The 15,908-nt window shown below is 62.3% G+C and carries 18 protein-coding genes; 8 read left to right on the plus strand and 10 right to left on the minus strand.

Features of this window, described 5'->3' with window-relative positions:
* The first annotated feature begins 30 nt into the window (after window positions 1-30).
* A complete protein-coding gene (locus tag HX812_RS13550) occupies window positions 31-522 on the plus strand; it encodes a GNAT family N-acetyltransferase (RefSeq protein WP_038846900.1) in 492 nt (163 codons plus the stop codon).
* Between the two features lie 2 nt (window positions 523-524).
* Complete coding sequence (locus HX812_RS13555) at window positions 525-950, plus strand: GNAT family N-acetyltransferase (RefSeq protein ID WP_038846903.1); 426 nt, start codon at window positions 525-527, stop codon at window positions 948-950.
* A 168-nt stretch (window positions 951-1,118) separates the two neighbouring features.
* On the opposite strand, the gene HX812_RS13560 is transcribed toward HX812_RS13555, so the two are convergent.
* A complete protein-coding gene (locus tag HX812_RS13560; RefSeq protein WP_038846904.1) occupies window positions 1,119-2,318 on the minus strand; it encodes a YgcG family protein in 1,200 nt (399 codons plus the stop codon).
* Window positions 2,319-2,444: 126 nt separating this feature from the next.
* Between HX812_RS13560 and HX812_RS13565 the strand changes: the two genes are divergently transcribed.
* Both HX812_RS13565 and HX812_RS13570 read left to right on the plus strand, forming a co-directional pair.
* Window positions 2,445-3,272 carry an alpha/beta fold hydrolase gene (locus HX812_RS13565; RefSeq protein ID WP_038846906.1) on the plus strand — a complete coding sequence of 276 codons (828 nt, stop codon included), beginning with the start codon at window positions 2,445-2,447 and terminating at the stop codon, window positions 3,270-3,272.
* Complete coding sequence (locus HX812_RS13570; protein WP_038846908.1) at window positions 3,262-4,404, plus strand: PAS domain-containing sensor histidine kinase; 1,143 nt, start codon at window positions 3,262-3,264, stop codon at window positions 4,402-4,404. Before HX812_RS13565 ends, HX812_RS13570 begins: the two co-directional genes overlap by 11 nt.
* Here the strand turns inward: HX812_RS13570 and dapF are convergent.
* On the minus strand, window positions 4,392-5,195 hold the full coding sequence (gene dapF, locus HX812_RS13575; RefSeq protein ID WP_038846910.1) for a diaminopimelate epimerase: 804 nt from the start codon (window positions 5,193-5,195) through the stop codon (window positions 4,392-4,394). The genes HX812_RS13570 and dapF overlap by 13 nt on opposite strands.
* A gap of 73 nt (window positions 5,196-5,268) precedes the next feature.
* Between dapF and HX812_RS13580 the strand changes: the two genes are divergently transcribed.
* A complete protein-coding gene (locus HX812_RS13580; RefSeq protein WP_038846912.1) occupies window positions 5,269-5,778 on the plus strand; it encodes an AAA family ATPase in 510 nt (169 codons plus the stop codon).
* 168 nt (window positions 5,779-5,946) lie between these two features.
* Here the strand turns inward: HX812_RS13580 and HX812_RS13585 are convergent, their stop codons facing one another.
* Window positions 5,947-7,542 (minus strand): murein L,D-transpeptidase, encoded by a 1,596-nt coding sequence (locus tag HX812_RS13585; protein ID WP_038846914.1) that lies wholly within the window; start codon window positions 7,540-7,542, stop codon window positions 5,947-5,949.
* A 39-nt stretch (window positions 7,543-7,581) separates the two neighbouring features.
* On the opposite strand from HX812_RS13585, the gene HX812_RS13590 reads away from it, so the two are divergent.
* Window positions 7,582-8,295 (plus strand): murein L,D-transpeptidase catalytic domain family protein, encoded by a 714-nt coding sequence (locus HX812_RS13590; protein ID WP_038846916.1) that lies wholly within the window; start codon window positions 7,582-7,584, stop codon window positions 8,293-8,295.
* A gap of 28 nt (window positions 8,296-8,323) precedes the next feature.
* Entirely contained in the window at window positions 8,324-9,070 is a 747-nt protein-coding gene (locus tag HX812_RS13595) for a creatininase family protein (RefSeq protein WP_038846917.1), read from the plus strand.
* Between the two features lie 13 nt (window positions 9,071-9,083).
* Here the strand turns inward: HX812_RS13595 and HX812_RS13600 are convergent, their stop codons facing one another.
* Window positions 9,084-9,425 carry a hypothetical protein gene (locus HX812_RS13600; RefSeq protein WP_033896691.1) on the minus strand — a complete coding sequence of 114 codons (342 nt, stop codon included), beginning with the start codon at window positions 9,423-9,425 and terminating at the stop codon, window positions 9,084-9,086.
* A gap of 34 nt (window positions 9,426-9,459) precedes the next feature.
* Window positions 9,460-10,104 (minus strand): hypothetical protein, encoded by a 645-nt coding sequence (locus HX812_RS13605; protein ID WP_038846919.1) that lies wholly within the window; start codon window positions 10,102-10,104, stop codon window positions 9,460-9,462.
* A 131-nt stretch (window positions 10,105-10,235) separates the two neighbouring features.
* Between HX812_RS13605 and HX812_RS13610 the strand changes: the two genes are divergently transcribed.
* On the plus strand, window positions 10,236-10,508 hold the full coding sequence (locus tag HX812_RS13610; protein ID WP_038846922.1) for a hypothetical protein: 273 nt from the start codon (window positions 10,236-10,238) through the stop codon (window positions 10,506-10,508).
* Here HX812_RS13610 and yfcF read toward each other — a convergent pair.
* The 5 genes from yfcF to HX812_RS13635 form a co-directional block, all read right to left on the minus strand.
* Window positions 10,483-11,115, minus strand: coding sequence for a glutathione transferase (gene yfcF, locus HX812_RS13615; protein WP_038846924.1), 633 nt, complete (start codon window positions 11,113-11,115; stop codon window positions 10,483-10,485). The two genes, HX812_RS13610 and yfcF, sit on opposite strands and share 26 nt — an antisense overlap.
* 96 nt (window positions 11,116-11,211) lie before the next feature.
* A complete protein-coding gene (locus HX812_RS13620) occupies window positions 11,212-11,760 on the minus strand; it encodes a DUF924 family protein (protein WP_038846927.1) in 549 nt (182 codons plus the stop codon).
* A gap of 59 nt (window positions 11,761-11,819) precedes the next feature.
* Window positions 11,820-14,249 carry a TonB-dependent receptor gene (locus tag HX812_RS13625; RefSeq protein ID WP_038846928.1) on the minus strand — a complete coding sequence of 810 codons (2,430 nt, stop codon included), beginning with the start codon at window positions 14,247-14,249 and terminating at the stop codon, window positions 11,820-11,822.
* 89 nt (window positions 14,250-14,338) lie between these two features.
* On the minus strand, window positions 14,339-15,292 hold the full coding sequence (locus HX812_RS13630; RefSeq protein WP_038846930.1) for a FecR domain-containing protein: 954 nt from the start codon (window positions 15,290-15,292) through the stop codon (window positions 14,339-14,341).
* On the minus strand, window positions 15,289-15,786 hold the full coding sequence (locus HX812_RS13635; RefSeq protein WP_016977154.1) for a sigma-70 family RNA polymerase sigma factor: 498 nt from the start codon (window positions 15,784-15,786) through the stop codon (window positions 15,289-15,291). Before HX812_RS13635 ends, HX812_RS13630 begins: the two co-directional genes overlap by 4 nt.
* Window positions 15,787-15,908 lie beyond the last annotated feature (122 nt).

Below are 15,908 nucleotides of genomic sequence, written 5' to 3' on the forward strand. Positions count from 1 at the left end.
GCCTCTCGCTCAACGCCTCAGGAAACGCCCATGCCCGCCCTCACCTTGCGCAACGCCCTACCCGCCGACGCCGCCCGCTGCTTTGACATCGAGATCAGCGCCTACGAGGGTGACGAAGCCGCGACCCTGGAGAAGATCGCCACGCGTATTGCCCAGTACCCGCAAGGCTTTCTGATCCTGGAAGCCGCGGGTGAAGTGGTGGGTTTCATCAATTGTGGTTGCGCCCACGAAGTGGTGATGTCGGACGAGGCGTTCAAGGAGTTGGTGGGCCACTCGGCCGACGCGCCGAATGTGGTGATCATGTCGGTGGTGGTCGACCCGGCGCATCAGGGCAAGGGCTATTCGACAATGTTGATGACTGAGTTTGTGCAGCGCATGAGCCGCATGGGCAAGCAGACGATTCATTTGATGTGCAAGGAGCAACACGTGCCGCTGTATGAGCGCATGGGCTATCAGTATGTGCAGCCGTCGCCGTCGGATCACGGTGGCATGGCGTGGCATGAAATGGTCATGGCGCTCTAGAGATGAACGCAGCGCATATTGAAATCAGCGACCAACCCAATCCCGACGCCGAGCGTATCCTCGGCGGCGGCTTGGCGGCGTTCAATGAAGCCATCACCGGCTATAACGATCGGCGTCTGCTGACGGTTTTGATCAAGGATCCCGAGACCCAGCAAATCCTCGGTGGCATCACTGGCAAGACCACACTGGGCATGGCCTTTCTCGACCTGTTCCACCTGCCCGACTCGCTGCGTGGCACCGGACTGGGCAGCCAGTTACTGCAAACATTCGAAGAGGAGGCCCGGCGCCGGGGCTGTCGCAACGCGGTGCTGTACACCCTGAGTTTCCAGGCGCCGGGGTTTTACGAGAAGCATGGCTGGGTACGTTTTGGCGAGCTACCGTGTGAGCCAGAGGGCAGCAGCCGGGTATTTTTGTCTAAATCGTTGTGACGCCCAGGGCTCTGCCAAGCAACCCATGCTGCCTCTGCGGATTTGAAGATGCGGTGAGTCCGATACTGCTCAGCGCCAGGTTTTGGGGCCGCTNNTTTTGGGGCCGCTGCGCAGCCCAACGCGGGGCAAGCCCGCTCGCCACACGTGCACTAAAAACCTGAGCCCTTGCTACCAACTGCCGGACGCCCCGCCGCCGCCACTGGAGCCACCGCCGCCGGATGAACTGCTGCTGGAACTGGAGCTGCTGGAGCTCGAACTCGAGCCACCGCCCGAAGACCCCGAGCCGCCGCTGGTCTTGCCAAAGATGAACAGCGCCGCAAACGAGGCAATCGGGAACGCGAACAGCCAGCCATCACGGCCGAGTTCCAGTAACACCCCCGCCGCCACATACACCCCCACCGCCGCCAACAGCCGCGCGATAAAACCCACGCGGCTCTGCTTCCAGGCATCCTTCATGATCACCAGCAGCACCAGGTACAGTCCCAGCACCACCAGCGCGCCCAGTGGAAAGACCAGCCAGTGGATGAAGTTGACATCGGCATAGCGCTGATCAACCACCACCAAGCCCAGGATGTAGGCCAGCAGCCCGATCACGCCGTAAAACACCGAACGCGCCATCCACAATGCGCCGAAGGTCGCGCCGCCGATCAGCAGGGTCAATGGCAGCACCAGCAGGAACATCAGCCAATCGCGGCCCCCGCCAAAAATCGCCAATAACACGGTGACCGCTACCGCGGCAATCAAGGCACGGCGCCAGTGCAGCTTGCCGGCGCTGATCAGCACACCGCCCAGGGCGCCGATAACAAACGCCAGCGCTATCGCAATGAACTGGGGGTTGATCCCTGGCCCGGCCATTGTGGGCAGGTCGCCGCCGTCCACCAGCACCACCAGGTCGCTGACGCCTTGGGAGACACCCCCGACGAAATCACCCTGGCGGAAGGCCGGGGTGATGTGTTCTTCGATGATGCGGTGCGCGAGCAAATCGGTGACCGTGCCTTCCAGGCCATAGCCCACCTCAATGCGCACCTTGCGGTCTTCCTTGGCCACCACCAGCAGGATGCCGTCGTTGACGTCCTTGCGTCCCAGCTTCCAGGCGCGGAACAGTTGGTTGGCGTAGTCCTCGATGCTCACGCCGCCGGTGGTCGGCACCAACAACACGGCCACTTGTGAGCCTTTGCGCTGCTCAAGGTCGGCCAATTGGGTTTTCAGACGGGTGGTGGTCGAGGCATCCAGGGTGTTGGTGAGGTCGATCACCCGCTGGTCGAGGGCGACGCCAATCGGTGAAATGTCTGCCTGGGCGGTGCCTACCAGGCCCAAGACCACCAGTGCCACCAGACTCAAGACGGACTGCCGCAGAATCGCCATCATGTTTGTTACCTGAAGTTTCTTCCTGAAGGCGGCGACTTTACCTTATCCGCGCTATATCGCGTGACCCCGCGCCGTTGACTATCTAAACTCCCTGTACGCATAGCAAAACGCCATAACGGGAAGCCCATGGACCTACACCACCGTAACAATGTCAGTGTGATGGGCAACGGCCGCTCGACCCTGGTGTTTTCCCACGGCTTCGGCTGCAACCAGGCCATGTGGAACTACCTGGCACCGCAATTTTCCGAACGTTTCCGCGTGGTGATGTATGACTTGGTGGGCGCCGGTCTGTCGGACCTCAGTGCGTTCGACAAGACCAAATACAGTGCCCTGGACGGCTACGCCCGTGATTTGAACGAAATCATCGACGCCTTCGCGGTAGGCCCGGTGATCCTGGTGAGCCATTCGGTGAGCGCCATGATCGGCACACTCGCCGACCGCCAGACCCCCGGCCGCATTGCCGCCCACGTCATGATCGGCCCCTCGCCGCGCTATATCGACGCCGACGGCTATGTCGGCGGCTATGTCGGCGGCTTCAAACTGGCGGATATCCAGGACCTGCTCGACACCCTCGACAGCAACTACCTCGGCTGGTCCAGCGCCATGGCCCCGGTAATCATGGGCGCGCCTGGGCAACCGGCGTTGAGCGAGGAATTGACGGACAGTTTCTGTCGCACCGAACCTGAGATCGCCAAGCAATTTGCGCGAGTGACGTTCATGTCGGACAACCGCCAGGACGTGATCGGCCTGGCCACTCCGGTGCTGATCCTGCAATCGAGCGACGACCTGATCGCCCCCGTGGCCGTGGGCGAATACCTGCACAGCGTGTTGCCCAACAGCATCTATTGCCTGGTGGACAACGTCGGCCATTGCCCGCACATGAGCGCGCCGCAAGCGTGCGCGGCAGCGATGGAAAGCTTCCTGGCGCCGTGGACGGCCGCCCATGCCGGCTGAGTTGTTTGACAGTGCCGCCTGCGCCCTCGCTGTGACGGCTGAGGATGGCACGATCCTGCAAGCCAATACGCGTTTCAGCGAGTGGCTGGGGTTCAGCACCACGGAGCTGTGCGGTAAGCGTTTCCAGGATTTGCTGACGATGGGCGGGCGGATCTTCCACCAGACCCACCTGGCGCCGATGCTGCGCCTGCGTGGCAGCGTCACCGAAGTGAAACTCGACATGCTGCACCGTGACGGCCACAAGCTGACCGTGCTGCTCAACGGCATCAAGCGCGAGCAGGACCACGGTGCGGTGTACGACCTGGCGCTGTTCGGCACCACCGACCGCGACAAGTACGAGCGCGAGTTGCTCAATGCACGCAACTTTGCCGAAGCACTGTTGCAGGAAAAGACCGCCACCGAACTCGCGCTCAAACTGGCCCAGGCCGAATTGAGCGAGGCCTATGCCATCGCCCAGCGCCGGGCGCTGTTTGCCGAGCAGATGGTGGCGATTGTCAGCCATGACTTGAAGAACCCGCTCACGGCCATTCGCATGGCCTCGGATTTTCTCAACCGTGGCGAACGCACTGCCAAGGAACGCCAACTGCTCGGGCACATTGGCCAGTCGTCCGAGCGTGCCCAGCGCATGATCGCCGACCTGCTGGACTTCACCCAGGCGCGCGTCGGCCAGGGCATTACCATCAAGGCGGCGCCGTTGGACCTGCATGAGGTGATTCATCGGGCCGTGGATGAACTGCGCGTGGCGTTTCCCACGGCAACGTTGACGCATCTCGCCGAGGGCAGTGGCGAGGCTTGCCTGGACGCCGACCGCGTGCAGCAGATCATTGGCAACCTGGTGGCCAACAGCGTGGCGTATGGCGACCTGCAACGGCCGATCACCGTCACGTCACGGCTGGGACAGGATAGCTGCGAAGTCTCAGTACACAACCACGGCAAGGTAATCCCCGAAGCCTTGCTCGCCGAACTGTTCGAACCCATGACCCGTGGCACCGACCAAGGCAGTGATGTGCGCAGCGTCGGCCTCGGCCTGTATATCGTGCGCGAATTGGCTAAGGTGCATGGCGGCGACGTGGCCGTGAGTTCCTGTGCCACGGGCGGCACCACGTTTACCGTAAACTTTCAGCCTATATAGGCGCTGCCCTGCATCACCGGCTCGACGCTGCCCGTCAGTACCACCCCGCCATCGCCCGCCCAGTGCACGGTTACCGTGCCGCCGTCGCAATGCACTTCGACGGTATCGTCCAGCAGCCCACGACGAATGCCATTGACCACCGCACCACAGCAACAGGAACCCGAGCCCAACGGCACGCCGCCGCCGCGCTCCCAGATGCGCAGGCGGATGTGGCTACGATCAAGCACCTGCACGAAATGCACATTGGTCTTGGCCGGGAACAACGGGTGAATTTCCAGCGCCGGGCCCAAGGCCGCCACGTCGACAGCCGCGATGTCGTCTACAAAAAAGGTGCAATGCGGGTTGCCCATGCTGCACGCCGCCGGGTTGCCATCGATGGGCAAGGTGCGGGTGTCCAGGGCCTCGGCCAGCGGCACGGCTGACCAGTCCAGCGACGGCTCGCCCATGTTCACCGACACCTGCCGCCCCGCTGCCCGCACACAGGTCAGCAAGCCCCGATCGGTACGCAGCACCACCGAGTCCGTGCCGGCTTCACGCATCAAGCGATCAGCCACGCCACGGGTGGCGCTGCCGCAGGTGGCCAGCGGCGTGCCGTTGGGGTTCCAGAACTTGATGCGCGCCGCGGCGTCGTCACAATCGAGCAGCACAGCCAGTTGGTTGAAACCGATACCGGTGTGGCGGTTGCCGAGTTGGCGGGCGATTTTCGCGGTGATCGGATCGTCCAGGCCACGGCGGTCGATGATGATGAAGTCATCGCCATGGGCGTGCATTTTCACAAACGGCAGGGGCATGGGCTGTCCTGTGGTCGACCGGTGAGGAACTGAAGGATACCCTGAACCGGCCCAACCTTATCGAGAGCCCCCCATGCTAATTGTCTTCAGCGGACTGCCCGGCACCGGCAAGACCACCCTGGCCCAGGCACTGGCACGCCAGATCGGCGCGGTGTATCTACGCATTGATGTGATTGAGCAGGCGATCCGTGATGCGGGCGTGCTGGCGGGCGATGTGGGCGCCAGCGGTTATGGGGTGGCGAATGCTTTGGCGTTGAGCAACCTGCAATTGGGGCAGATGGTGGTGGCTGACTGCGTGAACCCGGTCAGGGAAAGCCGGGAGGCATGGAAGACAACGGCGGCAATGGCCGGTGTGGCGTTGCTGGATATTCGGGTGATTTGTTCTGACCGGCAGGAACATCAACGGCGGGTGGAGACCCGAACGGGGGATATTCCCGGCCTGGTTCCACCCAGTTGGGAGTCGGTGTTGGCGCATGAGTACGAAGACTGGGATGAAATACCGCTGACGGTCGACACGGCCTTCACGGCGCCAGATCAGGCAATGGCGGTGATTTTGACGGACCTCACCGCTATGGCGAACTAAGTCTCTCTGTAGTGAGCGGGCTTGCCCGCGCTGGGTGGCGAAGCCGCCCCAAGAAGACCGCCGCGTTTTTTCTGTGAGACCACATGGCACGATTTTAGGGCTGCTGCGCAGCCCAGCGCGGGGCAAGCCCGCTCACCACAGCAAGCCCGCTCACTACAGAAGCACGCTTCAGAGCACACTCCCCATCGCCTTCATCAACACCAGGTCCCGCCCATAGATATCCGGCGCATACACCAACCCGCCCTCGCGATTGACCTCCACCGTCCAGTAACTCAACAACACCGGAACCGGCGTGGCCAGCCGGAATTCATGGGTCACGCCGGTGGCCAGTAGCTCATCGGTGCGAGTACGTTCGGCCGGGCTCACCAGCAAATCCCGCAGCAACAACGGTTGCTCGACCCGCACACACCCGGAGCTGAACGCCCGCGGCCCTTTGGTGAACAGCGGCTGGCTCGGCGTGTCGTGCAGGTAGACCGAGTACGGGTTGGGAAAGCGCATCACGATCTTGCCCAGCGGGTTGCGCGGCCCGGCTTCCTGGCGCAGCAGGATATTACCAGGGCGGGCCCAGTCGATTTGCTCGGGCGCCAGCGGGTGGCCTTCGGCGTCGAGTACTTGCAGGTTCTGCTGGCGCAGGTATTCGGGGTTGAGGCGGATGGCCGGGAGCTTATCCTCGCGCATGATGGTGGGCGGGATGGTCCAGGTGGGGTTGAGGGTCAGGCGGGTGATGCGCGACTTGAGCAGTGGCGTCTGGCGTTCGGCGCGGCCGACTTGCAGGCGGGTTTGCCACACCGGGATGCCGCTCTGGTATACGCTCAGTTGCGCGGCGGCGACATTCACCAGCACGCCTTCTGGCTCCAGGTCCTGGGCCAGCCAGCGAAAGCGTTCAAGGTTGATACGCAGTTGTTCGCGGCGCACCAACGGGCTGATGTTCAATTCGGCCACGGTGCCGGCGCCGATCACGCCATCGGCCTGCAACGAGTGACTGAGCTGGAAGGCCTTCACTGCCTTGACCAGTTCATCGCGGTACTGCTTGCCACTGGGCGCGTTGGCGAGGTAGCCACCACTGACCAGGCGCCGCGCCAGCTCCGGCACGCGGGGGTCTTCCATGCCGGGGCGCAGCAGCGGGCCGCTGGCGACCGGGTCCCAATGCGGCAACGGCTGCTGGCGCACGGTGGAATAGGCGTTGCGCAGGCTGCGGTACAAATCGGCACTGGGCCGCGCCTGGTCGAATGCCTGAGGCATGTCTTGCAAACCTGTGGCGGCAAAGGCCAGCACTTCGACGTTGGGGTCGCGCGTAGGCGGCTGGGAATGCCACAGGGGTTCGAAGCGCGATTGTTGCAGGCGGCCGTAATGCAAATCCTGCAAGGCTTGCAGGTAACGCTGGCTGGTGGCTATATCGCTGCACAGCACGTTGGCCGTGGCATCTGGCGCAGGCAAGCTATAGTGGGTGGGGTCCAGGCCGTCATCGGCGAGCATCAGCAACTGAGATTGCAGGGCTTGTCGACGTGCATCGGCGGACCACAACGGCGCGTTGCCTTGCTGCTGGTAAAAGGCTTGCAGGCGCAGTTGCGTAGCGGCGTCGAGCTGCGGCGCCAGGCCGGGGCAGACACTCGGCAGTTGCGCCAACGCCTGTTGCACATGCGCCAGATCGACCGGCGCCGGCACCGTCACCGGCAACGGCTCGACCGGCAGGGCGTCGGCTGTCGCGACCAATGGTGCAACGAGCAGGCAAATGCTCAAGTAACATGCGTGTTTTTTGAACAATTGACCAGGCTCCAATCCACACCGGGGGACACTTCGTAGATGCTGACTTTCATGCGCCGCCTCGGTTTGATGACCGTGGCGTTGGCTACCTTGAGCAATTTTGCGCTCGCCGCCAATCAGACCTCTCCTAACTTGTATAGCAGCCTGGCGCGCTCGGCTCCAGAACTCAATCCCACCGTACTCAAAAGCGCCCTGAACGCGGTGCAGTGCGCGGTCAATAACGGCGAGGAACGTTCCGAGCGCCTAGCGGTTATTGACTACTCCCAGCCTTCGACCGCCCGTCGGCTGTGGATCTTCGATCTGCGCAAGAAAACCCTGGTACTACGCGACCTGGTCGCCCACGGCGCCAAATCCGGGGAAAACTTCGCGACCCAGTTCTCCAACCTCGAAGGCAGCCACCAGTCCAGCCTTGGATTGTTCCGTACCCAGGAAAGCTACCTGGGCACCCACGGCTACTCACTGCGCATGGATGGCCTGGAACCGGGTTTCAATGACCAGGCCCGCGACCGCGCTATCGTCATCCACGCCGCCGACTACGTGAGCCCCTTGTGGAGCAAGCGCGAAGGCCGTATCGGCCGCAGCCAGGGTTGCCCGGCCGTGCGCCCACAGGTGGCACGCCAGGTGGTGGACAAGCTCAAGGATGGGCAGTTCATGTTTTCGTGGTACCCCGACCAGCGCTGGTTGAAGTATTCGACCTACCTCAATTGCAAACCCCAGCAGGTGGCGAGTAGTCGTACAATCCGTGGCGGATAGCCTGTCCCCATAGATAAGAGAACCTCGCATGCTTCTACATAAGTCCACCTGGATCGAGATCGGGCAGTTTCTGGAACGCAGCCGCACGGTGGTGATCCCCATCGGCTCCAACGAACAGCACGGCCCTACCGGCCTGCTGGGCACCGACTGGATGTGCCCGGAAATCATCGCCCATGAAGCGCAGAAGAACGCCGACCTGCTGATCGGCCCCACCTTCAACATCGGCATGGCCCAGCATCACCTGGGCTTTCCCGGCACCATTTCCCTGCGCCCTTCCACCTTTATCGCCGCGATTGGCGATTGGGTGCGCTCGCTGGCCGGACATGGTTTCGAGAAGATCCTGTTTCTGAACGGCCACGGCGGCAATATCGCCACCATCGAAGCGGCGTTTTCCGAGCTGTACGCCGAAGCCAGCTTCGCCCGCCGCCCGGCCGGGTTTGCCTTGAAACTGGTGAACTGGTGGGACCTGGAAGGCGTGAACGACCTGGCGCAACGCCAATTCCCGGTGGGCCATGGCAGTCATGCCACGCCGTCGGAGATTGCGGTGACGCAGTGGGCCTATCCGGACTCGATCAAGACGGCCGATTATTCGCCGCAGATCGCCAGCACCGGGCCGATCCGTGAAGCGCTGGACTTCCGCGCGCGCTTCCCGGATGGGCGCATGGGCTCGGACCCGGCGCTGGCGACGGTAGAAAAAGGTGGGGAGTTGGTGGCGTTGGCGGCGCAAGGGCTAGTCAAGACGGTGAATGCCTTCAGCAACGAAGCCAAGCCCTAGGCCATACGCAAAATTATTGGCATTCCTTGGCGGCAAGCTCAAGCCGCGACGGCGTAATCGTCGACGCCAGCGGCTTGCGCTCATACAGGAACACTTTGCCGCCGTCCTGGGACTTGTAGGCTTCCAGCACATCATCGGCGGCAATCTTGCTGGTCAACACCACCTTGGCGTGGCGCGAGTTCTGCGTCACGGTGGAGGTGATCTTGTGTTTTTCCAGTTTGGGCAGCACGCACTGCACATAGGCTTCAGGCGTTTTGCTGGTCTGCAAGGTCAGGGTGGGCGCGTTGGGGGCGGACACACAACCGGCCAGCAACAGGGAAGCAAAGGCCAAGGCCGGGGCGAAAAAAGCGCGCATGAAAAATTCCTGATTATAAAAATAAAGGTTCACATCAACCGGCACGGACCAGCGCTTTGAGCGACGCATCGAACTGCTTCAAGGCATCCAGTTGCACATCGCGCTGCTGCTCGATCTGCGCGGCAATTTCCGGCGCTGCCTTGTCATGCACCCACACCGACGGCACCTGCTTGTGCACCGAGCCTTCGGCCTTGGCGATGTATTGCAGGTTCGCATCATAGAACCGCGCAATAAAACGCGCCTCGACCTGGTCGTTGCGCTGGGTCAATAGTTGGTTATGGGTATCGAGCATCACCACCACATCGGGGTGAGCCTGCACCAAGGCATCCAGGTTGTCGTAGACCGTCACCGACAAAAACGTGCCTTGCAGCGAGCTCATCAACCAATCGATGGCCAGTTCCGGGTCGGAACTGTTGACGAACGCCTGGCGGATACGCCCGTCGAGGGCATCCTTGGCGCCATTCAAGGCCATGTCGTGGTAGCGTTCAAGGTAGCTGAGGTTGTCGCGGGTGTTGTCACTCAGCAATACACCCACCGACTGCGCGTGCTGCAGGGAGTCTACGCTACCGTTGATCGGTAGCAAATGGTTCATGGGCTGATCATCGGCAATTGCCGCGTTGTTGATGGCAACCGTGCCAAGCATCAAAGCCATCAACGCCAGCTGAATAAACGTCCTCATCGCGCATTTCCTTGAACAGCGTCTCGATAGCGTGATTTTCCGCTTTTCCCGCAAAAACAGAACTTGCGATCCTTGATGGTGACTATTATCTGAACCGATAGTGCTGACATAAAACTTATAAGGACCACGCCATGAAGCCCCACCAGAAAACCTTCGACCGCATCCGAGAAGCCGTACTACCGGAGTTTCGCGAGCGGGTCGCCGATTACCTGGTCGACTATGAACACGTGCTGCAGGACGAGGCAGCCGACGCCGATCAAATCAGCGCCAGCGCCCAGCAACTGCGGGGTTACCTGCGGGGTTTGAACACCACACGGGTGCTGGGCATGGCGGACTGGGAAGACCTCGACCGCCGTGTCGTGCAAATCACTGAACGTTCTACAGCGCAGGACGTTGCTGATTGACCCACGCCTGCACGGAAGGCCGCTGCCACTGGCGCTGCGCGTATTCCACCAACTCGACGGGCACGCTGTCGCCGTTGAGGATCAGCCGATTGAGCATCACCGCCAGGTCCACATCGGCAATCGACCACGCGCCGAACAGATAGGCTCGATTACCCGCCAACAGCGCCTGGGCCGCGTTGATCAGCTTGCGCGCCGCCGCTTCGGCCACGGGGGACAAGGGCGGCATCTTCTGCCCGTAGAACACCACCATCGTCGAACGCTCCTGGCGGATCGCCAGCAAGTCACTGCGCAACCACGCCTGCACCTGCCGCGCCCTCGCCCGCTGCTGGGGTTCGGTCGGATAGACCGGCGTCTCGGGGTAAGTCTCTTCCAGGTACTCGGTAATTGCCGAAGACTCCGACAGCGCAAAGTCTGCTTCTACCAGCGTCGGTACGCGCTGGGTCAAGGACAGTTGGGCGAAGTCGGCGGTCTGGTTCTGCGCGGCGTCCAAGTCCAGGGTCAAGGTGTCGAACACCAGGCCTTTTTCCCGCAGGGTGACGAACACCGACATCGCGTAGGGGCTGGTGTACAAATGATCAACATACAGGCGCAACGGACGCTGGCTCATAACGATTCTCCATGAGTGGAACACCACGCTACGAGATGTGCGGCGAGAAAGACAATGCGCTGTTTTTATGGGGGCATTCCTACTCGGAATACTGGGCTAACCGGCAAAGCCACCCTTGTCTAAAAAGGCGCGCTCCTCCTGCGTGGTCTCTCGCGCCAACACGCCATTACGATGGGGAAAACGCCCAAACCGCTCGATGATGTCGGCGTGCTCCTTGGCCCAATGGTAAGTGTTGGCGTCCAGTTGCTGGTTCAGGACCAGGGAGCGCTGTTGATCCGCCGAGTCTTCAGAATGTTCGAACGGCAGGTAGCAGAATGCGCGCAATGCCGGCTCAATCTGCTGATCCAATTCGGCGTCGACCATGCGCCTGGCATACAGGCGGGCCAATGGGTCGGTGGCAAACATATGGGCGGTGCCACGAAAGGCGTTGCGCGGGTATTGGTCTAGCAGGATCAGCAGCGCCAGGGCGCCTTGCGCCGAATCCAGCCAGTGTTCCAGTTCGCGCCGGGCGGCTTGCAGGTGGGCGGTATGGAAGGTGTCGCGGAAGATGGCGTCGAAGGCGTCATCCTTGGCGAACCACTGTTTGGGGCCAGCGTGTTTCCAGAAGTCGAGGACAGATTGTGGGGTGTGTTCGGTCGCACTCACGGGGACTATCTCCTTTAGAAGCCGGCTTGCCGGCTCCTACAGTTGACCGTGTTTACCCGCTAGAAGTCCACCGTTGCGGAGAGTTTGACCGTGCGCGGCTCACCCTGGGTCAGGTAGTTGTTGGCCGTCGACGCCGACGCCCAATACGCCTTGTTCGCCACGTTTTCGACGTTGGCGCGCAGCGTGATGTACTTGTCATCGGCCTTGAAGCCATAACGAGCGCCGAGGTCGATACGGGTCCAGGCGGGGATGCTCAGGCTATTGGCCGCGTTGACGTACTCGCCACCGGTGCGCAGCATCCGCGCGTTGACGGCGGCGCCCTGGAGGCCGGGAATGTCCCAGTCGGCACCGACGTTGTACTGGAAACGTGGCACGCCAGCCGCGCGGTTACCGTCGTTGAGGCCGTTGGAGGTGTTCTTCAGTTCGGTGTTCATCCAGGTCGCACCGGCCAGCAGGCGCAGGCCGTCAACCGGCTCACCGAACACGTTCAATTCCACGCCTTTGTTGATCTGCTCGCCATCGACGCTGAAGGTATTGGTGCCATTCGGGTTAGTGTTGGTGGCGCTGCTGGGCTGCTCGATTCGGTAGACACCCAAGGTCGCGCCAAAACTGTCCCAATCCAGCTTGACCCCGGCTTCGGTCTGCTTGCTGCGGTTAGGCGCAAAGACCTCGCCGGGGTTGGTGACGTTGGTCAACGGCGCGGTCGGCCCTTGGGCCAAGCCTTCGATGCGGTTGGCGTAGAACGACACGTGCTCCCACGGCTTCACCACCAGGCCATACACCGGCGTAGTGATGCTCTCGGCATAGTTGGCGTTGCGCACGCCGGTGGTGGTGTTCCACGCGTCTACCTCAATGGTCTGGCGCCGCACGCCCAGGGTCAGCAGCACACGATCATCGATAAAGCCCAGGGTGTCGGACACTGCCGCACTTTTGATGCGATTCTTGCCGACGATGCGCGGGTCGTGGATGTCGCTGCCGAAGTAAGTAACGGACGGACGCGGAATCTGGGTCGGGTTATAGAGGTTGCCCGGCCGGCGATTGGCTTGCAGGATCGCTTCAAACGCCGAACGTTGCTCCCCCCAGATGCCGGACAAACCGAAGTTCACCTGATGGCTCACCGGGCCGGTGTTGAAGCGCCCGTTCAAGCCGGCCATGGCGCTCTTGTTGTCCTCGTCGTGAGGCGAGTACAAAAAGCCCACACGGCCACTGCCATCGTTGCCCACGTACAGCGATGAATACTGCCCGTTCTCCCGCGTGTGCTTGGCCCCGCCACCTACGTAGGCGGTCCAGCTGTCATTCAAATCGTATTCGGCATTGAACATGCCATAGGTGTCTTCCAGCTCCGACCAGCTCCAGTCCTGGGCATAGTTGTGCTTGGCCGATGGCGCCTTCGGTACCTGTGTGCCGTTGGGATAGACCACCGAGCGACCGCTGTTGATACGCTCTTTCTGGTAGCCGAAGTCGGTGGACACGCGCAGTCGATCGCCCCGGTAATCCAGGGCGACGGCCACCAGTTGCGAGCTTTTGAATTCGTCCTCGATGGCCGTGTCGCCGCCATGCTTGGCCAGGTTGACCCGCGCGCCAAAGCGGTTGTCTTCACCGAAACGCTGGCCCAGGTCGAGGTGGCCGCCGCTCTGGCCATCGGTAGTGGTGTCGAGGCTGACGCTACGGGTTGGCACATCTTCGGCACGCTTGGGCACCAGGTTGACGCTGCCGCCAATGCCGCTGCCGGCTGGCGATACACCGTTGACGAAGGCGTTGGGGCCTTTGAACAACTCGACCCGCTCCAAGGCTTCGGTGGTGATGATCTGCCGTGGCAGCACGCCGTACAGGCCGTTGAAGGCAATGTCATCGGTATTCAGCGGCAGGCCGCGAATGGTGAACACCTGGGAAAAGTTGCCGAAGCCCGCCGACTGGCGCACCGACGCATCATTGAGCAGCACATCCCCGACAGTGCGCGCCTGTTGGTCGGCGATGGTCTTGGCGGTGTAGCTGACCACGCTGAACGGCACGTCATTGATCGAGCGATTGCCCAACACGCCCAGGCGCGCCGATCGGGCGACCTGGCCACCGGCATAGGTATCCGCCTGCGCCCCGCTCTCGCCGCTGATGGTGGTCGCACCCAACTGCACGGCGTCACCCGCCATTTCAGGCACCAAGGTATAACCACTGGCGCCGGTGCTTTGCAGTGCATAGCCGCTGCCTTGCAGCAGTTGCATGAAGCCCGCCTGCGCGGTGTAGCTGCCTTGCAAACCAGCGCTTTGCTGGTCGTTGAGCAGCGTGGAATCAAATGACAACGGCACCCCGGACAACGCCGCGAATTGCGCCAACACATTGCCCAACGGCCCCGGCGCAAGGTGGTAGCTGCGTGTCGCACTGGTCGACGGGGCGTCGGCTGCCATGGCGCTGTGTAGCGGCGCGATGGCAGCCAGGGCGACAGCCAGGCTCAAGGCCTTGAAGGGGCGGATCGGGTGCGGGGTGAAGGTCATGGGGGTTCCTGTCGACGCGGTGCAGAGTTGAGGGTTCTCCCCTACACCGGGCGACAACTGAAAAGGTATCAGCGAAACGGGAAAAAAATTCAGCGCGGTTCGATCGTCACCCAGTAGCCGGTCAAGCTGCTGACCTTGACCGGCAGGGTTTCCTGCAACAAACGCAGACTGGCGTCGGTGTCCCGCAGGGGGAACGCCCCGGACACGCTCAGCCCGGCGACGCTGTCGTGGCAGCGCAACACGCCGTGGCGGTAGCGTCCCAGCTCATCGAGCAAGTCCGCCAGGCGCATCTGCTGGGCCAGCAGCATGCCGTTTTCCCAGGTGGTGGCGCCGGCCTCCAGCGGCTGCACCGCGGCCACACTGTCACTGCCGAATGCGCTCTGCTCGCCGGCCTTGAGGATCAGCCCACGACGGGCGTGTTGCGGCAGCATTTCCACCGCACCGTCGAGCACCGCCACGCGGCTGCTCTGCTCGTCCACCCGCACGCTGAAATGCGTGCCCAGGGCGCGGGCGGTGCCGTGGCGGGTCTGCACCACAAACGGACGATGGGTCGGCGCGGGGTCCTTGGCGGTGGTGATCATCACTTCACCCTGCAGCAACTCGAGACGTCGAATCTGGTCGGTGAAGGCGATATTCAATGAGCTGGCCGTGTTGATCAGCAGGCGTGTGCCATCCGGCAAAGTGAGGTTGCGTTGCTCGCCAACGGCGGTGTGCTGGTCGGCGGTCCACGGTTGCCACGGTTTTTGCCGGTAGGCCAGCCAGGCCGCCGGGCCCGCCAGCAGCAACAGGCCAAGGGCCTGGCGGCGGCCGAGGGATTTTTTGCGGCCGATACGCTTGAGGGTGTCGCCCGCAATCGCTGCCGGCACGCTGTTGAAATCCCCCAGAATCGCCTGGGCCCGTTGCCAGGCCTGGGCGTGCTGGGCGCTGCGGCCTTGCCATTGGGCGATGGCGCGACGGTCTTCGTCGGTGGCGCTGCCGGACTGCAGCTGCACCATCCAGTCGGCGGCCTCACCGAGGATCAGCGGGTCGATGGACGGGTTCATGCCACGCTCAGGCACGCAAGGAACGCATCGCGCATGTAGCGTTTGACCGAGACCAGCGACACCTTCAATTCGTCGGCGATCTGCTGATAGGTCAAGCCATCGAGCTGTGACATCAGGAAGGCCTGGCGGGTCTTTTCCGGCAAATCCCGCAACATGGCTTCGATGCGATACAACGCCTCGAGGATCAGCCAGCGGGTTTCCGGCGACGGCACTGCCTGCTCGGGCAGGTGCGCGATGGTTTCCAGGTAGGCGCGCTCGACTTCCTGGCGACGCCAGCTGTCGATCATCAGTCCCTTGGCAATATGGGTGAGCAACGCGCGCGGCTCGCTGCCGAAACCGGCGCTGTTTTGGCGGGTGAGCAGGCGCATGAAGGTGTCGTGGGCCAGGTCGGCCGCATCGTTGGCATTGCCCAGCTTGCGGTCGAGCCAGCGGTACAGCCAACCATGATGTTCGCAGTACAACGCCTGGACAGGCAGATGGAGCGAAGACGACATGCCGATCACCCGAACCCGGTAGTAATTAAGAATTGATCGCATTCTAATCTGGGCAACGAATCGCGGCAACGCGTTAATTAATGTTATAGGATAACAACCCATTTCCGCCCTGCCCTGTGACT

The sequence above is a fragment of the Pseudomonas sp. IPO3749 genome, assembly GCF_013386605.1.
GTDB lineage: Bacteria > Pseudomonadota > Gammaproteobacteria > Pseudomonadales > Pseudomonadaceae > Aquipseudomonas > Aquipseudomonas azotoformans_A.